This is a genomic window from Roseovarius tibetensis (assembly GCF_050896375.1).
Classification (GTDB): domain Bacteria; phylum Pseudomonadota; class Alphaproteobacteria; order Rhodobacterales; family Rhodobacteraceae; genus Roseovarius; species Roseovarius tibetensis.
This window is the reverse complement of the sequence record NZ_JBPBBB010000006.1, coordinates 50,232-65,146: the sequence shown is the minus strand read 5'-3', so window position 1 is coordinate 65,146 and position 14,915 is coordinate 50,232. Positions and strand designations below refer to the sequence as shown.

Sequence of the window (14,915 nt, the reverse complement as noted above, 5' to 3'; positions counted from 1 at the left end):
CAGGGTCACTTTCTTGCAGGCCGGACGAGACCTGCCTTGAGTGCCAGCAGATCGGTCCATGCCTCGCGCTTGGCGGCGGGGTTGCGCAGCAGGTAGGCAGGGTGGACCATCGGCAGGGCGGGCCGCCCGAAGCTTTGGGTCCACTGCCCGCGCAGGCGGGTTATGCCGCGTCGGCCCAAACCGGCCTCGCAGCTGATGTTGCCCATTAGCACGATCGCCTCGGGGTCCGCGAGTTCCACGTGCCGCGCCATGAAGGGGCGCATCATGGCGATTTCGTCGGCATTGGGGTCGCGGTTCTGCGGCGGCCGCCAGGGCAGGATATTGGTGATGTAGAGCGCCGTGTCGGGGGTGTCCGCAGCGCGCGCGAGCCCGATCGCGTCGAACATCCGGTCAAGAAGCTGCCCGGCGCGACCCACGAAGGGCTTGCCCTGCAGGTCTTCGTCTCGGCCTGGTGCCTCGCCGATGATCATCAGCCGGGCCGCGGGGTTGCCGTCGCAGAACACCAGGTTGCGTGCCCCGCGCCTGAGATCGCAATGCGGGTAGGCGTCCATCGCCGATCTCAGCGCCTCCAGCGTCTGGGCGGCTTGCGCCGCCGCCTCGGCCGCCGCCACCGGGTCGGCGGGCTGTGCCTTGGCCGGGGCGGCGGGCTCTGCCGTGGCCGTGCCGGCCGGTGCGGATGCCTGTGCCGGGGATGTGCCGGCGGCCGCCGCCGGTTTCGTGGCCTTGTCCGGCAGCGCGTAGCGATCGACCGGCGCATCCCCGATCGCCTCGGTTGCGCCAAGTTCGATCTGCCAGGCAAGGCTGGCCAGCGCCGCCTCGGGGGTGAGTGCCGATTCCATGAGACGCAGGTTATCCCGCAGAGGTGTGGCGTGAAAGGGCGGATGCGCCTCTGCCGGGCGGGCGTGGGGATTTCGAGTATTTTTTGAAAGATGAAGGGCAGGGCCCGCGCCCGGCTTGCCCAAGCGCCGCCGGGGGCTTACAAGACGGCAAACCGGCAGGAGGGCGGCATGGGGTTTTCGCACGCGCATCTTTTGGGGATCGAGCCGCTTTCGGCGCTGGATATCACGACGATTCTCGATCTCGCCGACGAGTATGTCGCCTTCAACCGCAGTGATGCCAAGCATGGCGACGTTCTGGCGGGCCTTACCCAGATCAACATGTTTTTCGAGAATTCCACGCGCACGCAGGCCAGCTTCGAACTGGCGGGCAAGCGGCTAGGCGCGGATGTGATGAACATGGCGATGCAGGCCAGCTCCATCAAGAAGGGCGAAACGCTGATTGACACGGCGATGTCGCTCAACGCGATGCATCCCGATCTGCTGGTGGTTCGGCATCCGCAATCGGGCGCGGTGGATCTTCTGGCGCAGAAGGTGCGTTGCGCGGTGCTGAATGCGGGTGACGGGCGGCACGAGCACCCCACACAGGCGCTGCTGGACGCGCTGACGATTCGGCGCGCCAAGGGGCGGCTGCACCGGCTGAACATCGCGATCTGCGGCGATATCGCGCATAGCCGCGTGGCGCGGTCCAATATCCTTCTGCTGGGCAAGATGGAGAACCGGCTGCGACTGATCGGCCCGCCCACGCTGATGCCCTCGGAGATCGAGAAATTCGGGGTCGAGGTCTATGACGACATGCGCGCGGGTCTCGACGGGGTCGACGTGGTTATGATGCTGCGGCTTCAGCGCGAGCGCATGGATGGCGGGTTCATCCCCAGCGAGCGGGAATATTACCACCGCTTCGGGCTGGACGCGGAAAAGCTGGCATATGCGAAGGACGATGCCATCGTGATGCATCCCGGCCCCATGAACCGGGGCGTCGAGATCGACGGCGAGATCGCCGATGACATCAACCGCTCGGTCATTCAGGACCAGGTCGAGATGGGCGTCGCGGTGCGCATGGCGGCGATGGATCTTCTGGCGCAGGGGCTGCGCGGGCGGCGCGTCGCATGACCGAGGTGCTGAACATCCCCGCGCACGAGGCGCATGTGGTCCGGGTCTTTGCCGTGTCGGAGAGTGACGGCGCCCCCTTGGCCGATCACGCGGTGCTGGATGCGCTGGGCGCGGAGGGCGATCTGCGGACCGATGCGATCGAGGTGGTCGAGATCGCGGATCTGGGCGACATGCCGCTGTCGGCCTATCTGGGTGAGGGCTACGGGATCGCCGAGGCCGAGCTTTCGCAGATGCGTGGCCAGCTTGACGGCCTGACGGAGCGGGTGCTGATCCTGCCGTCGCGCGCCTTTCAGGGTGCGGCGATGACCCTGCGGGTCGGTGGACCGCTACGGCTTGTCGGACGATTGACCGAGGATGTGGCCCCGGTGCATTTCGACGCCCTGCCTGACGGTGGCGCGCAAGGGTCCGGCACGGGCGAGCCGGCCGACCCCGGCAGCACCCCGAACCGGATGCGGAACGCGGCGCTTTTGCTCGTTGCGCTGCTGATCGGGGTGACGGTCCTCGTGGTGGTGCTGGCCTGGTCATGATGGAAGGGCCGCTTCATGCGATGACGCCGACCACCGCGTTGCAGCAGGGCGAGCAGGTGCGGCACAGCTTTCATCCCGACCGGGCCACCTATTGGCGCGATCACGCATGGCTGGCCGTTGGTGCAATGGCGCTGGGCATGGCGATCCTCTGGGCGATGGGCAACAGCCACGTCTGGACCGGGGCTGTGGGCGGTCTCGCGGCGATCGCGGTGCGGGCGTTCTACGTGGCCTCGGATGAATTGCAGGCGCGTTGGGATCTGACCGACCGCCGGCTTCTGGGGCCGCAGACCCGCGCCGTGCGCCTGTCCGAAATAGAGGTGGTGCGACGGCTGGGCAGTGCTGTTCAGGTGGTGACCCGTGGGGGTGACAAGCACCTGATCAAGTACCAGGCTGATGGTGCCGCCACCCGTGACCGTATCGAACATGCGATCCGCGGAGAGACTGTATGACCGACGCCGATACCGACACCTGCAATGCCCGCGCCGGGCGTCCCGATCACCGGCACCGGGCCGGGCGCCTGCTGCGCCGGGGCGTCGTCAGCATCCATATCTTGCAGATCCCGCTTCTGTTCGGGTTGATGCTGGCGCTTCTGGTGTTGACCGCCAGCTTTTTCTACGCGCTGGCCGAGGCCGTGATCTCTCTGGATTTCTTGCACCGCGACAAGTCGATCCTGCTGGTGCTGGACCTGCTGGACATGGTGTTCATCGCCAATCTGATCGTCATGGTGATGGTGTCCGGGTACAACGCCTATTTCTCGGCGATCACCCGCGGGCTGCGCCGCGACCGGCTGTTTGCCTACAGCGACGAGTTTCAGCCGGTGAAGTCGCGCATCGCCGCCACGCTTGTCATCATCACCGGGATTCATCTTGTCCACGAGGTGCTGGCCGGCGATCTTGGCGATCCGGTGGGTCTGCTGATGCTGGGCATCACGCATTTGATCCTGCTGGTCAGTGCCGCGGTGTTCTTTTACGTGGGGCGGTTCGAGAAGCGCGCAGCCCCCGCGCCCCGAGACGAGGCGCCGCCCACGGTTGACGGCGCCGACGATAACGGATGACAGCGGTACGGGCCGAGCCCGTGCGCCGGCCGCATGTCGGAAGAAAGGAAAAGTGATGCAGGAGCCCAAGGATCCGCGAACGTCCGGCAAGGTCGCGATGTATGCGCTCGTGGTGATCGTCGCGCTGACCGCGATCATGGTCTGGGTGGCGGCATGAGCGGTGCGCGCGTGAATGGACATGATAGCAGACACGGCACGCTTTTTGCCGATGCGCGCCTGATCGATCCCGAAACGGGCACGGACGCGCCTGGCTGGCTGCTGGTCGAGGATGGCCGGATCGCCGCAAGAGGCACCGGGACGGACAGGCCGCAGGCCGACCGGGTCGTCGAATGCCGCGGGCACTGCCTTGCCCCCGGCATCGTCGATATCGGCGTCAAGGTCTGCGAGCCGGGCGAACGGCACAAGGAAAGCTACCGCTCGGCCGGGTTGGCCGCCGCCGCGGGCGGGGTCACCACGATGGCCACCCGCCCTGACACGTCCCCGCCCATCGACAGCCCCGAGGTGCTGGAATTCGTGGCGCGCCGCGCCAACGAGGCCGCGCCGGTCAATGTCCTTCCGATGGCGGCGCTGACCAAGGGGCGCGCGGGTGCCGAGATGGTCGAGATCGGCTTTCTGCTGGATGCCGGTGCGGTGGCCTTCACCGATTGCGATCACGTGGTGACAGATACGCGTGTACTGGCCCGCGCGCTCAGCTATGCGCGGTCCTTGGGCGCGCTGGTGATCGGCCACCCGCAGGATCCGGGGCTGAGCGCCGGGGCCGCCGCGACGAGCGGCAAGTTCGCCTCTCTGCGCGGTCTGCCCGCCGTGTCGCCCATGGCCGAGCGGATGGCGCTGGACCGCGACATCGCCCTGCTGGAGATGACCGGCGCGCGCTACCACGCCGATCAGATCACCACGGCGCGCGCGTTGCCGCCGCTGAGGCGCGCGCGGCGCAACGGGCTGGACATCAGCGCCGGCACCTCGATCCATCACCTGACGCTGAACGAGCTCGACGTCGCGGATTACCGCACCTTCTTCAAGGTCAAGCCGCCGCTGCGCTCGGAGGAAGACAGGCAGGCGATGATAGAGGCGCTGCGCGACGGGGTGATCGACATCATCAGTTCCATGCACACGCCGCAGGACGAAGAGTCCAAGCGCCTGCCCTTCGAGGCTGCGGCGAGCGGGGCGGTGGCACTGGAAACCCTTTTGCCGGCGGCGTTGCGCCTGTACCACGCGGATGCGCTCGACCTGCCGACGCTGTGGCGTGCCATGTCGTTGAACCCCGCACGGCGGCTTGGGCTGGCCTGTGGCCGGCTGACCGAGGGCGCGCCCGCCGATCTGGTCCTGTTCGACCCGAACAAGCCGATCGTTCTGGATCGCTTCGCGCTGCGATCGAAATCCAAGAACACGCCGTTTGACGGCGCACGTCTTCAGGGCCGGGTCACGGCGACCTATGTCGCGGGCGACTGCGTTTACGAGGCGGAATGATGCCAGTGCTGGAAAGTACCCCGGTCGTGCTGATCCTTTGGGCCGTGATCGGTTACCTGCTGGGCTCGATCCCGTTCGGCATGGTGCTGGCGCGGCTGATGGGGCTGGGCAACCTGCGCGATATCGGATCGGGCAATATCGGCGCCACCAACGTGTTGCGCACCGGCAACAAGGGCGCGGCCGCCCTGACCCTGTTCCTCGACGGCGGCAAGGGGGCGGTGGCGGTTCTGCTGGCCCGCGCCTTTGCCGGCGAGGACGCGGTCCAGATCGCCGGCCTTGCGGCCTTTGTCGGCCATTGCTACCCCGTCTGGCTGCGCTTTGCCGGCGGCAAGGGGGTGGCCACCTTCCTCGGGCTGCTGCTCGCGCTTGCATGGCCGGTGGGTGTGGCCGCCTGCCTGACATGGCTGGCCACGGCCGCGCTGTCGCGCATGTCATCACTGGCGGCGATGGTCGCCGCGGCGTCCTCGGCGCTGTGGATGCTGATTCTCGGGCCGCGCGCCGCGATTTTGCTGGCGCTGGTGCTGACGGCCTTGATCCTCTGGCGGCACCGGGGCAACATCACCCGCATCCGGGCCGGGACCGAGCCGAAAATCGGACAAAAGACCTGACCCGCGAAACGCCCCGGCGAAAAGGACGAGACACATGGATTTCACCACGGCCATCAAGACGGTTCTCACCGAGAACTACGTCAATTTCCAGGGGCGCGCGCAGCGCTCGGAATTCTGGTGGTTCGCGCTGTTCGTCTTTGTGGTGTCGATGCTGCTGAGCGCCTTCGGCGATGTGCTTGCAGGGGTGTTCGGGCTGGCGGTGCTGCTGCCCGGCATCGCTGTTGCGGTCCGGCGGCTGCATGACGTGGATCGCTCGGGCTGGTGGTACCTTCTGGTGCTGATCCCCGTGCTGGGGTCACTGATCCTGATCTTCGCCTTTTTCGTTCATCGCGGCACGACCGGCGAGAACCGTTTCGGACCAGATCCGCACGACACCACGCCAAGAGCCCGAGCCGGGTCATGACAGGACGCGCGGGCTGAGACCCGCACGCATTCGCCAACCGGTCCGCCCTGGCACGGGCTGCATTGGCTATGCCGCAACACGGAGGACGGAATGCTCGGGGACTTCAGGGATTTCATCGCCAAGGGCAATGTCATGGACATGGCCGTGGGCATCATCGTCGGCGCGGCGTTCACGGGCATCGTCAAGTCTGTGGTGACCGACCTGCTCAACCCGATTATCGGGCTTTTCCTTGGCGGGTTCGACTTTACCAACAATTACGCGATACTGGCCGGCGACGTGCCCGAGGGCGCAAGCCTTGACGCGGCACGCGAGGCGGGCGCGTCGGTCTTTGCCTACGGCGCATTTATGATGGCGGTGATCAATTTTCTGATCATCGCGTTCGTGGTCTTCATGTTGGTGCGTTATGTCAACAAGATCAGGGCGATGGCCGAAAAACCGCAGGATGTGGCACCCGAGGTTCCCACCGGGCCATCGGAACTCGACGTGTTGATCGAGATCCGCGACCAGTTGAAAAAGACCTGAGCGTGATGCGGCGGCTTAACGGGCTTCGCGCTGGACCGCGAGGTAATACTCGGCGGTGTCGTCAGACCCGGCGAAACTGACTTTCCACTCCATCTGGAACGGTGTGCCATCCTTGCGGTAGTTGGTCGCCGTGCCGTGGAAGGTCTCGCCACGCGCCACGGTCTCGTCAAGACGCTTGAGCACGGCAGGATCCGTGTCGGCCCCCTGAAGGACACCCGGTGTCTGGCCGATCACGTCTGTCGGCGCATAGCCCGTCAGATCGGTGAACGCGTCGTTCACATACACGATTTTCGGACCCTCCGCCTTGGTGCTGCGGGTGATCGTTATGGACTCGAACGACATGTCCGCAAGGTTGCCGGTCATCTTGCGCAGTACGGGTTCGGGAAGATCGTCAAACATTATGGTGCCTCCATTAAAAATGTGAACTTTCTGCAGTTCCGCCCGGATCAGGGCGGCGGATGCAGCTGCGTTGTCCTTCATTGACGTAACCGCCAACGGACCAAGTTCAAGCGGCGTGCCGGCAGTCGCAGGGTCCGCATCCCGTAAGCGAGGCCGCAGGACATGCGCGGACCGGCCGGGCGCCCATCGGGTCACACGCAGCGGTGACTGGATCTGCAATTGTGTAGGGTTCTGGTCGGGCTGAGAGGATTCGAACCTCCGACCCCCTGCTCCCGAAGCAGGTGCGCTACCAGGCTGCGCCACAGCCCGACCGTGTCACGTCGCCTATACCGCGTGCGACGGCTTTGCAAGGGGGATCACGCCGTCCGGCGCGCCAAACGGACGCTCCGGACGGGATGTGTCAGGCGCGCACCAGCGCCTCGTAGGCGTCCGCAATGTCGCGGGTCATCTTGCCCACCTCGAACGTGTAGTCGCCGATCTGGCCGACGGGCGTCACCTCGGCGGCCGAGCCGGTGAGCCAGCACTGTTCGAAGCTTTCGAGCTCCTCGGGCAGGATGTGGCGCTCATGCACCTTGATCTGCCGGTCATTGAGCAGGCCGATCACCGTCTGCCGGGTCAGCCCGTTGAGGATCGCGTCGGGCAGCGGCGTGTGCACCTCGCCATCCTTGACGAAAAAGACGTTGGCGCCCGTCGCCTCGGCCACGTAGCCGCGATAATCGAGAAACATCGCATCCGAGAACCCCTTGGCCTCGGCGGCATGCTTGGACATGGTGCAGATCATGTAAAGACCCGCCGCCTTGGCCGAGGTTGGGATGGTGTCGGGGCTGGGCCGCTTCCATTTCGCGATGTCGAGTTTTGCGCCGCGGGTCTTGGCGTCGCCGTAATAGCTGCCCCATTCCCAAGCGGTCACCGCCATGCGGACCGTGTTGCGCGCGGCGGCGACGCCCATGTCCTCGCCCGCGCCGCGAAAGGCCAGCACCCGGACATAGGCGTTGCGCAGGCCGTTGACGTCAAGCACGGTCTGCTTGGCGTCCTCGATCTGGTCGACAGTCCACGGGATCGGCATGTCCAGCAATTCCCCCGATTTCAGCAGCCGCTCGGAATGCGCGCGGCTTTTGAACACCTTGCCGTCATAGCAGCGTTCGCCCTCGAAGACCGAGCTTGCGTAATGCAGCGCGTGGCTGAGCACATGCACCTTCGCATCGCGCCAATCCACCAGCACCCCATCCATCCAGATCTTGCCGTCGCGGTCGTCATAGCCGGCCATGTCCCGCCTCCCTCTGCGCAGGTTTGCATAAGTTGCGCAAATTATGTCCGATCCGGACATGAAGTTGCGTAAAAACTGCGATTCGCTACCAGTCCACCCTTGGAATGTCAATAAAGCTGACATAAGCTGCGGCCATCAAATCGCGCGGCAAGACCGGGGGGCATGACGCATGGCCGAAATTCAGGGTGGCGAGAACCTGCTGTTTCTGACCGATGAGCAACTGCGCCAGGGCATCGAGGCGATGTTCTTTGCCTACCAGGGATTTACGGCCGATCCGGACCGCATCCTCGCGACCATGGCCTATGGGCGCGCGCATCACCGGGCGATGCATTTCATCGCCCGTATTCCCGGAACCACGGTGACCAACCTGCTGGCCATTCTCGACGTGACCAAGCAATCGCTCAACCGGGTGCTGCGCACGCTGATCGAGGACGGGCTGGTCGAAAGCCGCGTCGGCGCATCGGACAGACGCGAGCGTCATCTGTACCTGACCGAACAGGGTGCCGCGCTGGAGCGCAAGCTGTCAGACGCGCAGCGCAGCCGCATGCGCGCGGCCTACCGTGCCGCCGGTCCGCAATCGGTGGCCGGGTTCCGCCGCGTGCTCGAGGCGATGATGGACCCCGAGATGCGTCGACGTTACCATGCGATCCGGGAGAGCGACACATGAGCGAACCCGCACCGCACCTGCTGATCGTCGATGACGACGAGCGCATCCGCGACCTGTTGCGCAAGTTCCTGATCCGGCATGGATTTCTGGTCTCGGTCGCGCGCGATGCGGGACATGCGCGCCGGCTTTTGGGGGGGCTCGCTTTCGACCTGATCGTGATGGACGTGATGATGCCGGGCGAAAGCGGGGTCGACCTGACCCGTGCGATTCGCGACACGCACGACACGCCGATCCTGCTGCTCACGGCGCGGGGCGAGACGACAGAGCGCATCGAGGGGCTGGAAGCCGGAGCCGACGACTATCTGCCCAAGCCGTTCGAGCCCAAGGAATTGCTGCTGCGGATCAATGCCATCCTGCGCCGTGTGCCGGAGCCCGCGCCCGACGAGGCCGAGCCGAAGATCGTGCAGATGGGGCCGGTGCGCTACGACATCGAGCGCGCCGAGCTGAGCCACGGGGGCGTTCCCATCCGCCTCACCGCGACCGAGGTGCAGCTCATGCGGATCTTCGCAGAGAACATGCGCGAGGTTGTGAGCCGCGCGCGCCTGGTCGCGGATCTGGGCCGCGACGGGGGGCACGCGCAGGAACGTGCGGTCGATGTGCAGATCACCCGGCTTCGCCGCAAGATCGAAGCCGATCCCAAGCAGCCGCGCTACCTGCAGACGGTGCGCGGCGAGGGTTACATGCTGGCCCCCGACTGATCCGCCGGGTCTTTCGAAACGGTGTGGCTGCGCCACGCAGGTTGGCCTGCCCGTGGGGGCGCTGCCCCCGTCGCCGCGATGCGGCGTCTCCCCCGGAGTATTTCGGGAAAGGTGAAGCCGTGCCGGGATCCTGTCGGCAATCGGCGCATGCCCCTTGATAGCGGGGCGGCGGCGCTGTATCTGCAAGGGATGACACGGATTTTCGACATCTCTGATCGTGCGCGTCTGCCCTGGCGATTTTTCGGGGCCCTGTGCTGTGTGGCCGCGCTGTCCTGAGGGGCCGTCGCCGGGATCACATTGAACGTTGTCACACGCAAGACGGGAGAGGACGCATGTCCCCCAAGACACTTTACGACAAGATCTGGGATGCCCACCTCGCAGACGAGGGTGAGGACGGCACCTGCCTTTTGTATATCGACCGCCACCTTGTGCACGAGGTCACCAGCCCGCAGGCTTTCGAGGGGCTGCGCATGGCCGGGCGGACGGTGCGCAAGCCCGGCAATACCATCGCCGTTCCGGATCACAACGTGCCCACCACGCCGGATCGGACGGAGGGGATCACGAACCCCGAAAGCCGTATCCAGGTCGAGGCGCTGGACCGGAACGCGCAGGATTTCGGCATCCATTACTACCCGGTGAACGACATCCGGCAGGGCATCGTGCATATCATCGGGCCGGAACAGGGCTGGACCCTGCCGGGCATGACGATCGTCTGCGGCGACAGCCACACGGCCACGCATGGTGCCTTCGGGGCGCTGGCGCACGGCATCGGCACCTCCGAGGTCGAGCATGTGCTGGCCACCCAGACGCTGATCCAGCGCAAGGCGAAGAACATGAAGGTCGAGATCACCGGCACCCTGCCCCCCGGTGTCACCGCCAAGGATATCACCCTGTCGGTGATCGGCGCGACCGGCACCGCGGGCGGCACCGGCTACGTGATCGAGTATTGCGGTGAGGCGATCCGCGAGTTGTCGATGGAAGGCCGCATGACCGTCTGCAACATGGCGATCGAGGGCGGTGCACGCGCCGGGCTGATCGCGCCCGACGACGTCACGTATGAGTACATCAAGGGCCGTCCGCATGCCCCCAAGGGGGCCCAGTGGGAGGCTGCTCTGAACTGGTGGCGCACGCTTCGGTCCGATGAGGACGCGCATTGGGACAAGGTGGTGACACTGAAGGGCGAGGACATCGCGCCGGTGGTCACCTGGGGGACAAGCCCCGAGGACGTGCTGCCGATCGACGGCGTGGTGCCGGACCCTTCAAGCTTCGAGGGTGGCAAGGTCGATTCGGCTCGCCGCGCGCTGGACTACATGGGCCTTACGCCCGGTCAGAAGCTGAGCGAGGTGGAGATCGACACCGTGTTCATCGGGTCGTGCACCAATGGCCGGATCGAGGATCTGCGCGCCGCCGCCGACGTGCTGCGCGGCAAGAAGATCCGCGAGGGGCTGCGCGCGATGATCGTGCCGGGCTCGGGCCTTGTGCGGGCGCAGGCCGAGGAAGAGGGGCTCGCCGATATCTTCCGCGAGGCCGGGTTCGAATGGCGGCTTGCGGGGTGTTCCATGTGTCTGGCGATGAACCCCGACCAGCTGTCGCCGGGTGAACGCTGCGCGGCCACGTCGAACCGCAATTTCGAGGGCCGGCAGGGCCGTGGCGGGCGCACCCATCTGATGAGCCCCGCGATGGCCGCCGCCGCGGCGGTGACAGGTCGGCTGACCGACATACGGGAGATCATGTAATGGAAAAGTTCGAGAAACTCAGCGGTATCGCGGCCCCCCTGCCGCAAATCAATGTCGATACCGACATGATCATCCCCAAGCAGTTCCTGAAGACGATCAAGCGGTCGGGGCTGGGTGTCAATCTCTTCGACGAGATGCGCTACGACGATGACGGGAACGAGATCCCCGATTTCGTGCTCAACAAGCCGCAATATCGCGAGGCGCAGATCCTGATCGCGGGGGACAATTTCGGCTGCGGGTCGTCGCGCGAGCACGCGCCGTGGGCGATCAAGGATTTCGGCATCCGTTGCATCATCGCGCCTTCGTTCGCGGATATATTCTATAGCAACTGCTTCAAGAACGGCATCCTGCCGATCGCCCTGCCGCAAGAGCAGGTGGACCTGCTGATGCGCGAGGCCGAGAAGGGGGCGAATGCCCGGATCGAGGTCGATCTCGAGGCGCAGACCGTCACCACCCCCGAGGGGCAGGTGCTGCCGTTCGAGGTGGACGCGTTCAAGAAGCATTGCCTGCTGGAGGGGCTCGACGATATCGGGCTGACCCTGTCCAAGGGCGACGCCATCGATGCGTTCGAGGCGCGCGCGGCGCAGGAGCGTCCCTGGGTCTGAGGGGTGTACCGTCATGCGGTACCTGATCGCGGTCTGCCTTGTCCTCGTGGCGGGGTCCGCGCTTGCCGAGACCGTGCGCGTCGCGACCTGGAATGTCGGGCTGGACCGCAAGGGGCCGGGCATTCTGCTGCGCGACATAATGCGCGGCGAGGATGCGCAGATCGACGCCGTTGCCGATGTGATTGCCCGCACCGCACCGGATATCCTGTTGTTGCAGAAGGTGGATTACGACCTTGATCTGCACGCGCTGCGCGCGTTGCGTGACAGGCTGGCAGACGGCGGACAGCCCTACGATCATATCTTCGCACGCCGTCCCAATAGCGGGATGCCAACCGGCCTCGACATGGATGGTGACGGGCGGCGCGGCGGTGCGCGCGACGCGCAGGGCTATGGCGCGTTCTCCGGGCAGGCCGGCATGGCGATCCTGTCGCGTTACCCGATCGACGCGGGCGGCGTGCAGGATTTCAGCACGCTGTTGTGGCGCGATCTGCCCGGCGCGCTGTTGCCCACCTACGAGGATGGCACGCCCTTTCCCTCGGCCGCCGCGCAAGAGGTCCAGCGGCTGTCCTATACCGGGCATTGGGTCGTGCCGGTCCTTTTGCCCTCGGGTCCGCTGCACCTGATGGTCTTCCATGCCAGCCCGCCGGTCTTCGACGGGCCCGAGGATGCCAATGGTCGTCGCAATCGCGACGAGATCCGCTTCTGGCAACTTTACCTCGACGGGGCGGTCGGCCCGGCCCCGCAGGACCGCTTTGTCGTGATGGGCGACGCCAATCTCGACCCCGCCGACAGTGAGGGGCGGCGCGAAGCGATCGCAAACCTTCTGGGCGATCCGCGCCTGCAGGACCCGCGCCCGATGCGTCCCGGCCCGGTCGCGGCCACCCCCGGCAAGGCCGGTGATCCGCGACTGCACACCGCCCGCTGGCCCGACCCTGGTGGGTTGCGGGTCAGCTATATCCTGCCCTCGGGCGATCTGCGCGTGGTTGCGTCCGGCATCCACTGGCCGCCGGACGGCACGCCCGAGGGGGATCTGGCCGCGACCGCCAATCACCACCGCCTTGTGTGGGTGGATCTGGGGTTTGACTGAGCGCGCGACGTGGATCGGGGCTTTCTTGACCCCACGCGGGCGGCGCTATAGGCCATGAGGCATTCATTCAGCCACAGCCAAGGATCGCGCGCATGACCACCCCCTCGCTTCTCATTCTTCCCGGTGACGGGATCGGGCCCGAAGTCATGGCCGAGGTGACGCGCATCATCGGATGGTTCGAGGACAGGCGGGGCATACCGTTTGCCGTGACCGAGGATCTGGTCGGCGGGGCTGCGTATGACGCGCATGGCGCGCCGCTGAGCGATGCGACGATGGCGAAGGCCCAGGAGGTGGACGCGGTGCTGCTGGGGGCCGTGGGCGGGCCGAAATACGACGATCTGGATTTCAGCGTGAAGCCCGAGCGCGGGCTCTTGCGGTTGCGCAAGGAGATGGATCTGTTCGCCAACCTGCGGCCCGCGCAATGTTTCGACGCGCTGGCCGATTTCTCGTCGCTGAAGCGCGAGGTGGTCTCGGGGCTCGACATCATGATCGTGCGCGAACTGACCAGCGGGATCTATTTCGGCGAGCCGCGCGGTATCATCACTGAAGGCAACGAGCGTGTCGGCATCAACACGCAGCGCTACACCGAGTCGGAGATCGACCGTGTGGCGCGCGCCGCCTTCGATCTGGCCCGCAAGCGCGACGGCCGCGTCTGTTCGATGGAAAAGGCCAACGTGATGGAATCCGGCATCCTGTGGCGCGAGGTGGTGCAGAAGATCCGTGACGCCGAGTACCCGGACGTGGAATTGAGCCACATGTATGCAGATGCGGGCGCGATGCAGCTGTGCCGCTGGCCCAAGCAGTTTGACGTGATCGTGACCGACAACCTGTTCGGTGACATCCTGTCGGACGTCGCCGCGATGCTGACCGGGTCGTTGGGCATGCTGCCCTCCGCCTCGCTTGGCGCGCAGATGGCGAACGGGCGGCCAAAGGCGCTTTACGAGCCCGTCCACGGCTCGGCGCCCGACATCGCAGGACAGGGCAAGGCCAACCCGATCGCCTGCATCCTCAGCCTTGCGATGGCGCTGCGTTATTCCTTCGGCCTCGGGGACGAGGCCGCGCGGGTCGAGGCGGCGGTGGAGCGTGTGCTGGCCGACGGGCTGCGCACCGCCGATCTGCTGGGAGAAGAGGGCGTGACGCCGGTCTCGACCACGCAGATGGGCGACGCGATCCTCGCGGCGCTGGATGCGAGTACCTGATTGGCGCTGCGGCGCGTAACGCGCCGGGGCCTGAGCGGGCGGCGTTTCCATGCCCTCGCGCTGCGCCCCGGCCATTCCCGCCCTTGATCCCGGCGCGTTCGGGGGCTATAGGCCGGCGGCGGGCACCCAGCCCGATCCAAACCAGACACGCCGCGTTCGGCCACTCCCGTCGCTGGGGGCCGCATCCGGCAAGGAGAGTGCGACGATGAAACTGCATGAACTGCGCGACAATCCAGGCGCGACAAAAACGAAGAAACGTATCGGCCGTGGTCCCGGCTCGGGCATGGGCAAGACCGGCGGACGTGGCATCAAGGGCCAGAAATCCCGCTCGGGCGTGGCGATCAAGGGGTACGAGGGCGGTCAGATGCCGCTCTACCAACGGCTGCCCAAGCGCGGCTTCAACAAGCCGAACCGCAAGGAATACGCGGTGGTCAATCTTGGCCTGATCCAGAAATTCGTGGACGCCGGCAAGATCGACGCCAACCAGCCCATCACCGAGGACGTGTTGATCGCCTCCGGCCTTGTGCGGCGCAAGCGCGACGGTATCCGCGTTCTGGCCAAGGGCGATGTCAGCGCCAAGCTTGACCTGAAGGTCACCGGCGCGTCGCAATCCGCCGTGGCCGCGGTCGAGAAGGCCGGCGGCACGTTGGCTGTCGCGACGGCGCAAGCTGCTGAATAAGAGGTTGTGAGCGGCGGGTCCGCCGCTTACATTCACCTCACGTTTTCC

Annotated in this window: 19 protein-coding genes and 1 tRNA gene; 16 read left to right on the top strand and 4 right to left on the bottom strand. The window is 66.0% G+C overall.

Translation table 11 applies throughout. From position 1 onward, the window contains the following. Positions 1–5: 5 nt before the first annotated feature. Complete coding sequence (locus tag ACROSR_RS06330; RefSeq protein WP_432683199.1) at positions 6–839, bottom strand: uracil-DNA glycosylase; 834 nt, start codon at positions 837–839, stop codon at positions 6–8. A 168-nt stretch (positions 840–1,007) separates the two neighbouring features. On the opposite strand from ACROSR_RS06330, the gene ACROSR_RS06325 reads away from it, so the two are divergent. The 8 genes from ACROSR_RS06325 (at position 1,008) to mscL (ending at position 6,530) form a co-directional block, all read left to right on the top strand. Continuing rightward, positions 1,008–1,949: an aspartate carbamoyltransferase catalytic subunit gene (locus ACROSR_RS06325; protein ID WP_432683197.1), complete on the top strand. Its 942-nt coding sequence runs from the start codon at positions 1,008–1,010 to the stop codon at positions 1,947–1,949. Continuing rightward, positions 1,946–2,476, top strand: coding sequence for a hypothetical protein (locus ACROSR_RS06320; RefSeq protein ID WP_432683195.1), 531 nt, complete (start codon positions 1,946–1,948; stop codon positions 2,474–2,476). Before ACROSR_RS06325 ends, ACROSR_RS06320 begins: the two co-directional genes overlap by 4 nt. Before the next feature lie 20 nt (positions 2,477–2,496). After that, positions 2,497–2,925 carry a hypothetical protein gene (locus ACROSR_RS06315; RefSeq protein WP_432683193.1) on the top strand — a complete coding sequence of 143 codons (429 nt, stop codon included), beginning with the start codon at positions 2,497–2,499 and terminating at the stop codon, positions 2,923–2,925. Further along, positions 2,922–3,530, top strand: a complete 609-nt coding sequence (locus ACROSR_RS06310; protein WP_432683191.1) for a YqhA family protein — start codon at positions 2,922–2,924, stop codon at positions 3,528–3,530. Before ACROSR_RS06315 ends, ACROSR_RS06310 begins: the two co-directional genes overlap by 4 nt. A gap of 153 nt (positions 3,531–3,683) precedes the next feature. Further along, the gene (pyrC, locus tag ACROSR_RS06305) at positions 3,684–4,997 is read left to right on the top strand and encodes a dihydroorotase (RefSeq protein ID WP_432683189.1); all 1,314 of its coding nucleotides are present in this window, start codon (positions 3,684–3,686) and stop codon (positions 4,995–4,997) included. Next, a complete protein-coding gene (gene plsY, locus ACROSR_RS06300) occupies positions 4,997–5,605 on the top strand; it encodes a glycerol-3-phosphate 1-O-acyltransferase PlsY (protein ID WP_432683188.1) in 609 nt (202 codons plus the stop codon). The genes pyrC and plsY overlap by 1 nt, the downstream gene beginning before the upstream one ends. A gap of 34 nt (positions 5,606–5,639) precedes the next feature. Beyond that, complete coding sequence (locus ACROSR_RS06295) at positions 5,640–6,008, top strand: DUF805 domain-containing protein (protein WP_432683186.1); 369 nt, start codon at positions 5,640–5,642, stop codon at positions 6,006–6,008. 90 nt (positions 6,009–6,098) lie between these two features. Then, entirely contained in the window at positions 6,099–6,530 is a 432-nt protein-coding gene (mscL, locus tag ACROSR_RS06290; protein WP_432683184.1) for a large conductance mechanosensitive channel protein MscL, read from the top strand. Positions 6,531–6,545: 15 nt separating this feature from the next. Here mscL and ACROSR_RS06285 read toward each other — a convergent pair whose 3' ends face one another. The 3 genes from ACROSR_RS06285 to ACROSR_RS06275 form a co-directional block, all read right to left on the bottom strand. Next, positions 6,546–6,929, bottom strand: a complete 384-nt coding sequence (locus ACROSR_RS06285) for a PAS domain-containing protein (protein ID WP_432683182.1) — start codon at positions 6,927–6,929, stop codon at positions 6,546–6,548. 232 nt (positions 6,930–7,161) lie between these two features. After that, positions 7,162–7,238 (bottom strand) — tRNA-Pro (locus ACROSR_RS06280). A gap of 91 nt (positions 7,239–7,329) precedes the next feature. Next, positions 7,330–8,196 carry a branched-chain amino acid aminotransferase gene (locus ACROSR_RS06275; protein WP_432683180.1) on the bottom strand — a complete coding sequence of 289 codons (867 nt, stop codon included), beginning with the start codon at positions 8,194–8,196 and terminating at the stop codon, positions 7,330–7,332. A 169-nt stretch (positions 8,197–8,365) separates the two neighbouring features. Between ACROSR_RS06275 and ACROSR_RS06270 the strand changes: the two genes are divergently transcribed. The 8 genes from ACROSR_RS06270 to rplO all read left to right on the top strand — a co-directional run bounded on the left by ACROSR_RS06270 (position 8,366) and on the right by rplO (position 14,867). Next, entirely contained in the window at positions 8,366–8,863 is a 498-nt protein-coding gene (locus tag ACROSR_RS06270; protein ID WP_432683178.1) for a MarR family winged helix-turn-helix transcriptional regulator, read from the top strand. Then, on the top strand, positions 8,860–9,561 hold the full coding sequence (locus ACROSR_RS06265) for a response regulator (RefSeq protein ID WP_432683177.1): 702 nt from the start codon (positions 8,860–8,862) through the stop codon (positions 9,559–9,561). Before ACROSR_RS06270 ends, ACROSR_RS06265 begins: the two co-directional genes overlap by 4 nt. A 147-nt stretch (positions 9,562–9,708) precedes the next feature. Continuing rightward, complete coding sequence (locus ACROSR_RS06260; RefSeq protein ID WP_432683175.1) at positions 9,709–9,837, top strand: hypothetical protein; 129 nt, start codon at positions 9,709–9,711, stop codon at positions 9,835–9,837. A 56-nt stretch (positions 9,838–9,893) separates the two neighbouring features. Then, positions 9,894–11,297, top strand: coding sequence for a 3-isopropylmalate dehydratase large subunit (leuC, locus tag ACROSR_RS06255; RefSeq protein ID WP_432683173.1), 1,404 nt, complete (start codon positions 9,894–9,896; stop codon positions 11,295–11,297). Continuing rightward, entirely contained in the window at positions 11,297–11,902 is a 606-nt protein-coding gene (gene leuD / locus ACROSR_RS06250; protein ID WP_432683171.1) for a 3-isopropylmalate dehydratase small subunit, read from the top strand. The genes leuC and leuD overlap by 1 nt, the downstream gene beginning before the upstream one ends. 13 nt (positions 11,903–11,915) lie before the next feature. Next, positions 11,916–12,989, top strand: coding sequence for an endonuclease/exonuclease/phosphatase family protein (locus tag ACROSR_RS06245; protein ID WP_432683169.1), 1,074 nt, complete (start codon positions 11,916–11,918; stop codon positions 12,987–12,989). A gap of 92 nt (positions 12,990–13,081) precedes the next feature. Further along, positions 13,082–14,188 (top strand): 3-isopropylmalate dehydrogenase, encoded by a 1,107-nt coding sequence (gene leuB / locus ACROSR_RS06240; RefSeq protein WP_432683167.1) that lies wholly within the window; start codon positions 13,082–13,084, stop codon positions 14,186–14,188. 205 nt (positions 14,189–14,393) lie between these two features. Next, positions 14,394–14,867: a 50S ribosomal protein L15 gene (rplO, locus tag ACROSR_RS06235; protein WP_432683165.1), complete on the top strand. Its 474-nt coding sequence runs from the start codon at positions 14,394–14,396 to the stop codon at positions 14,865–14,867. Positions 14,868–14,915 lie beyond the last annotated feature (48 nt).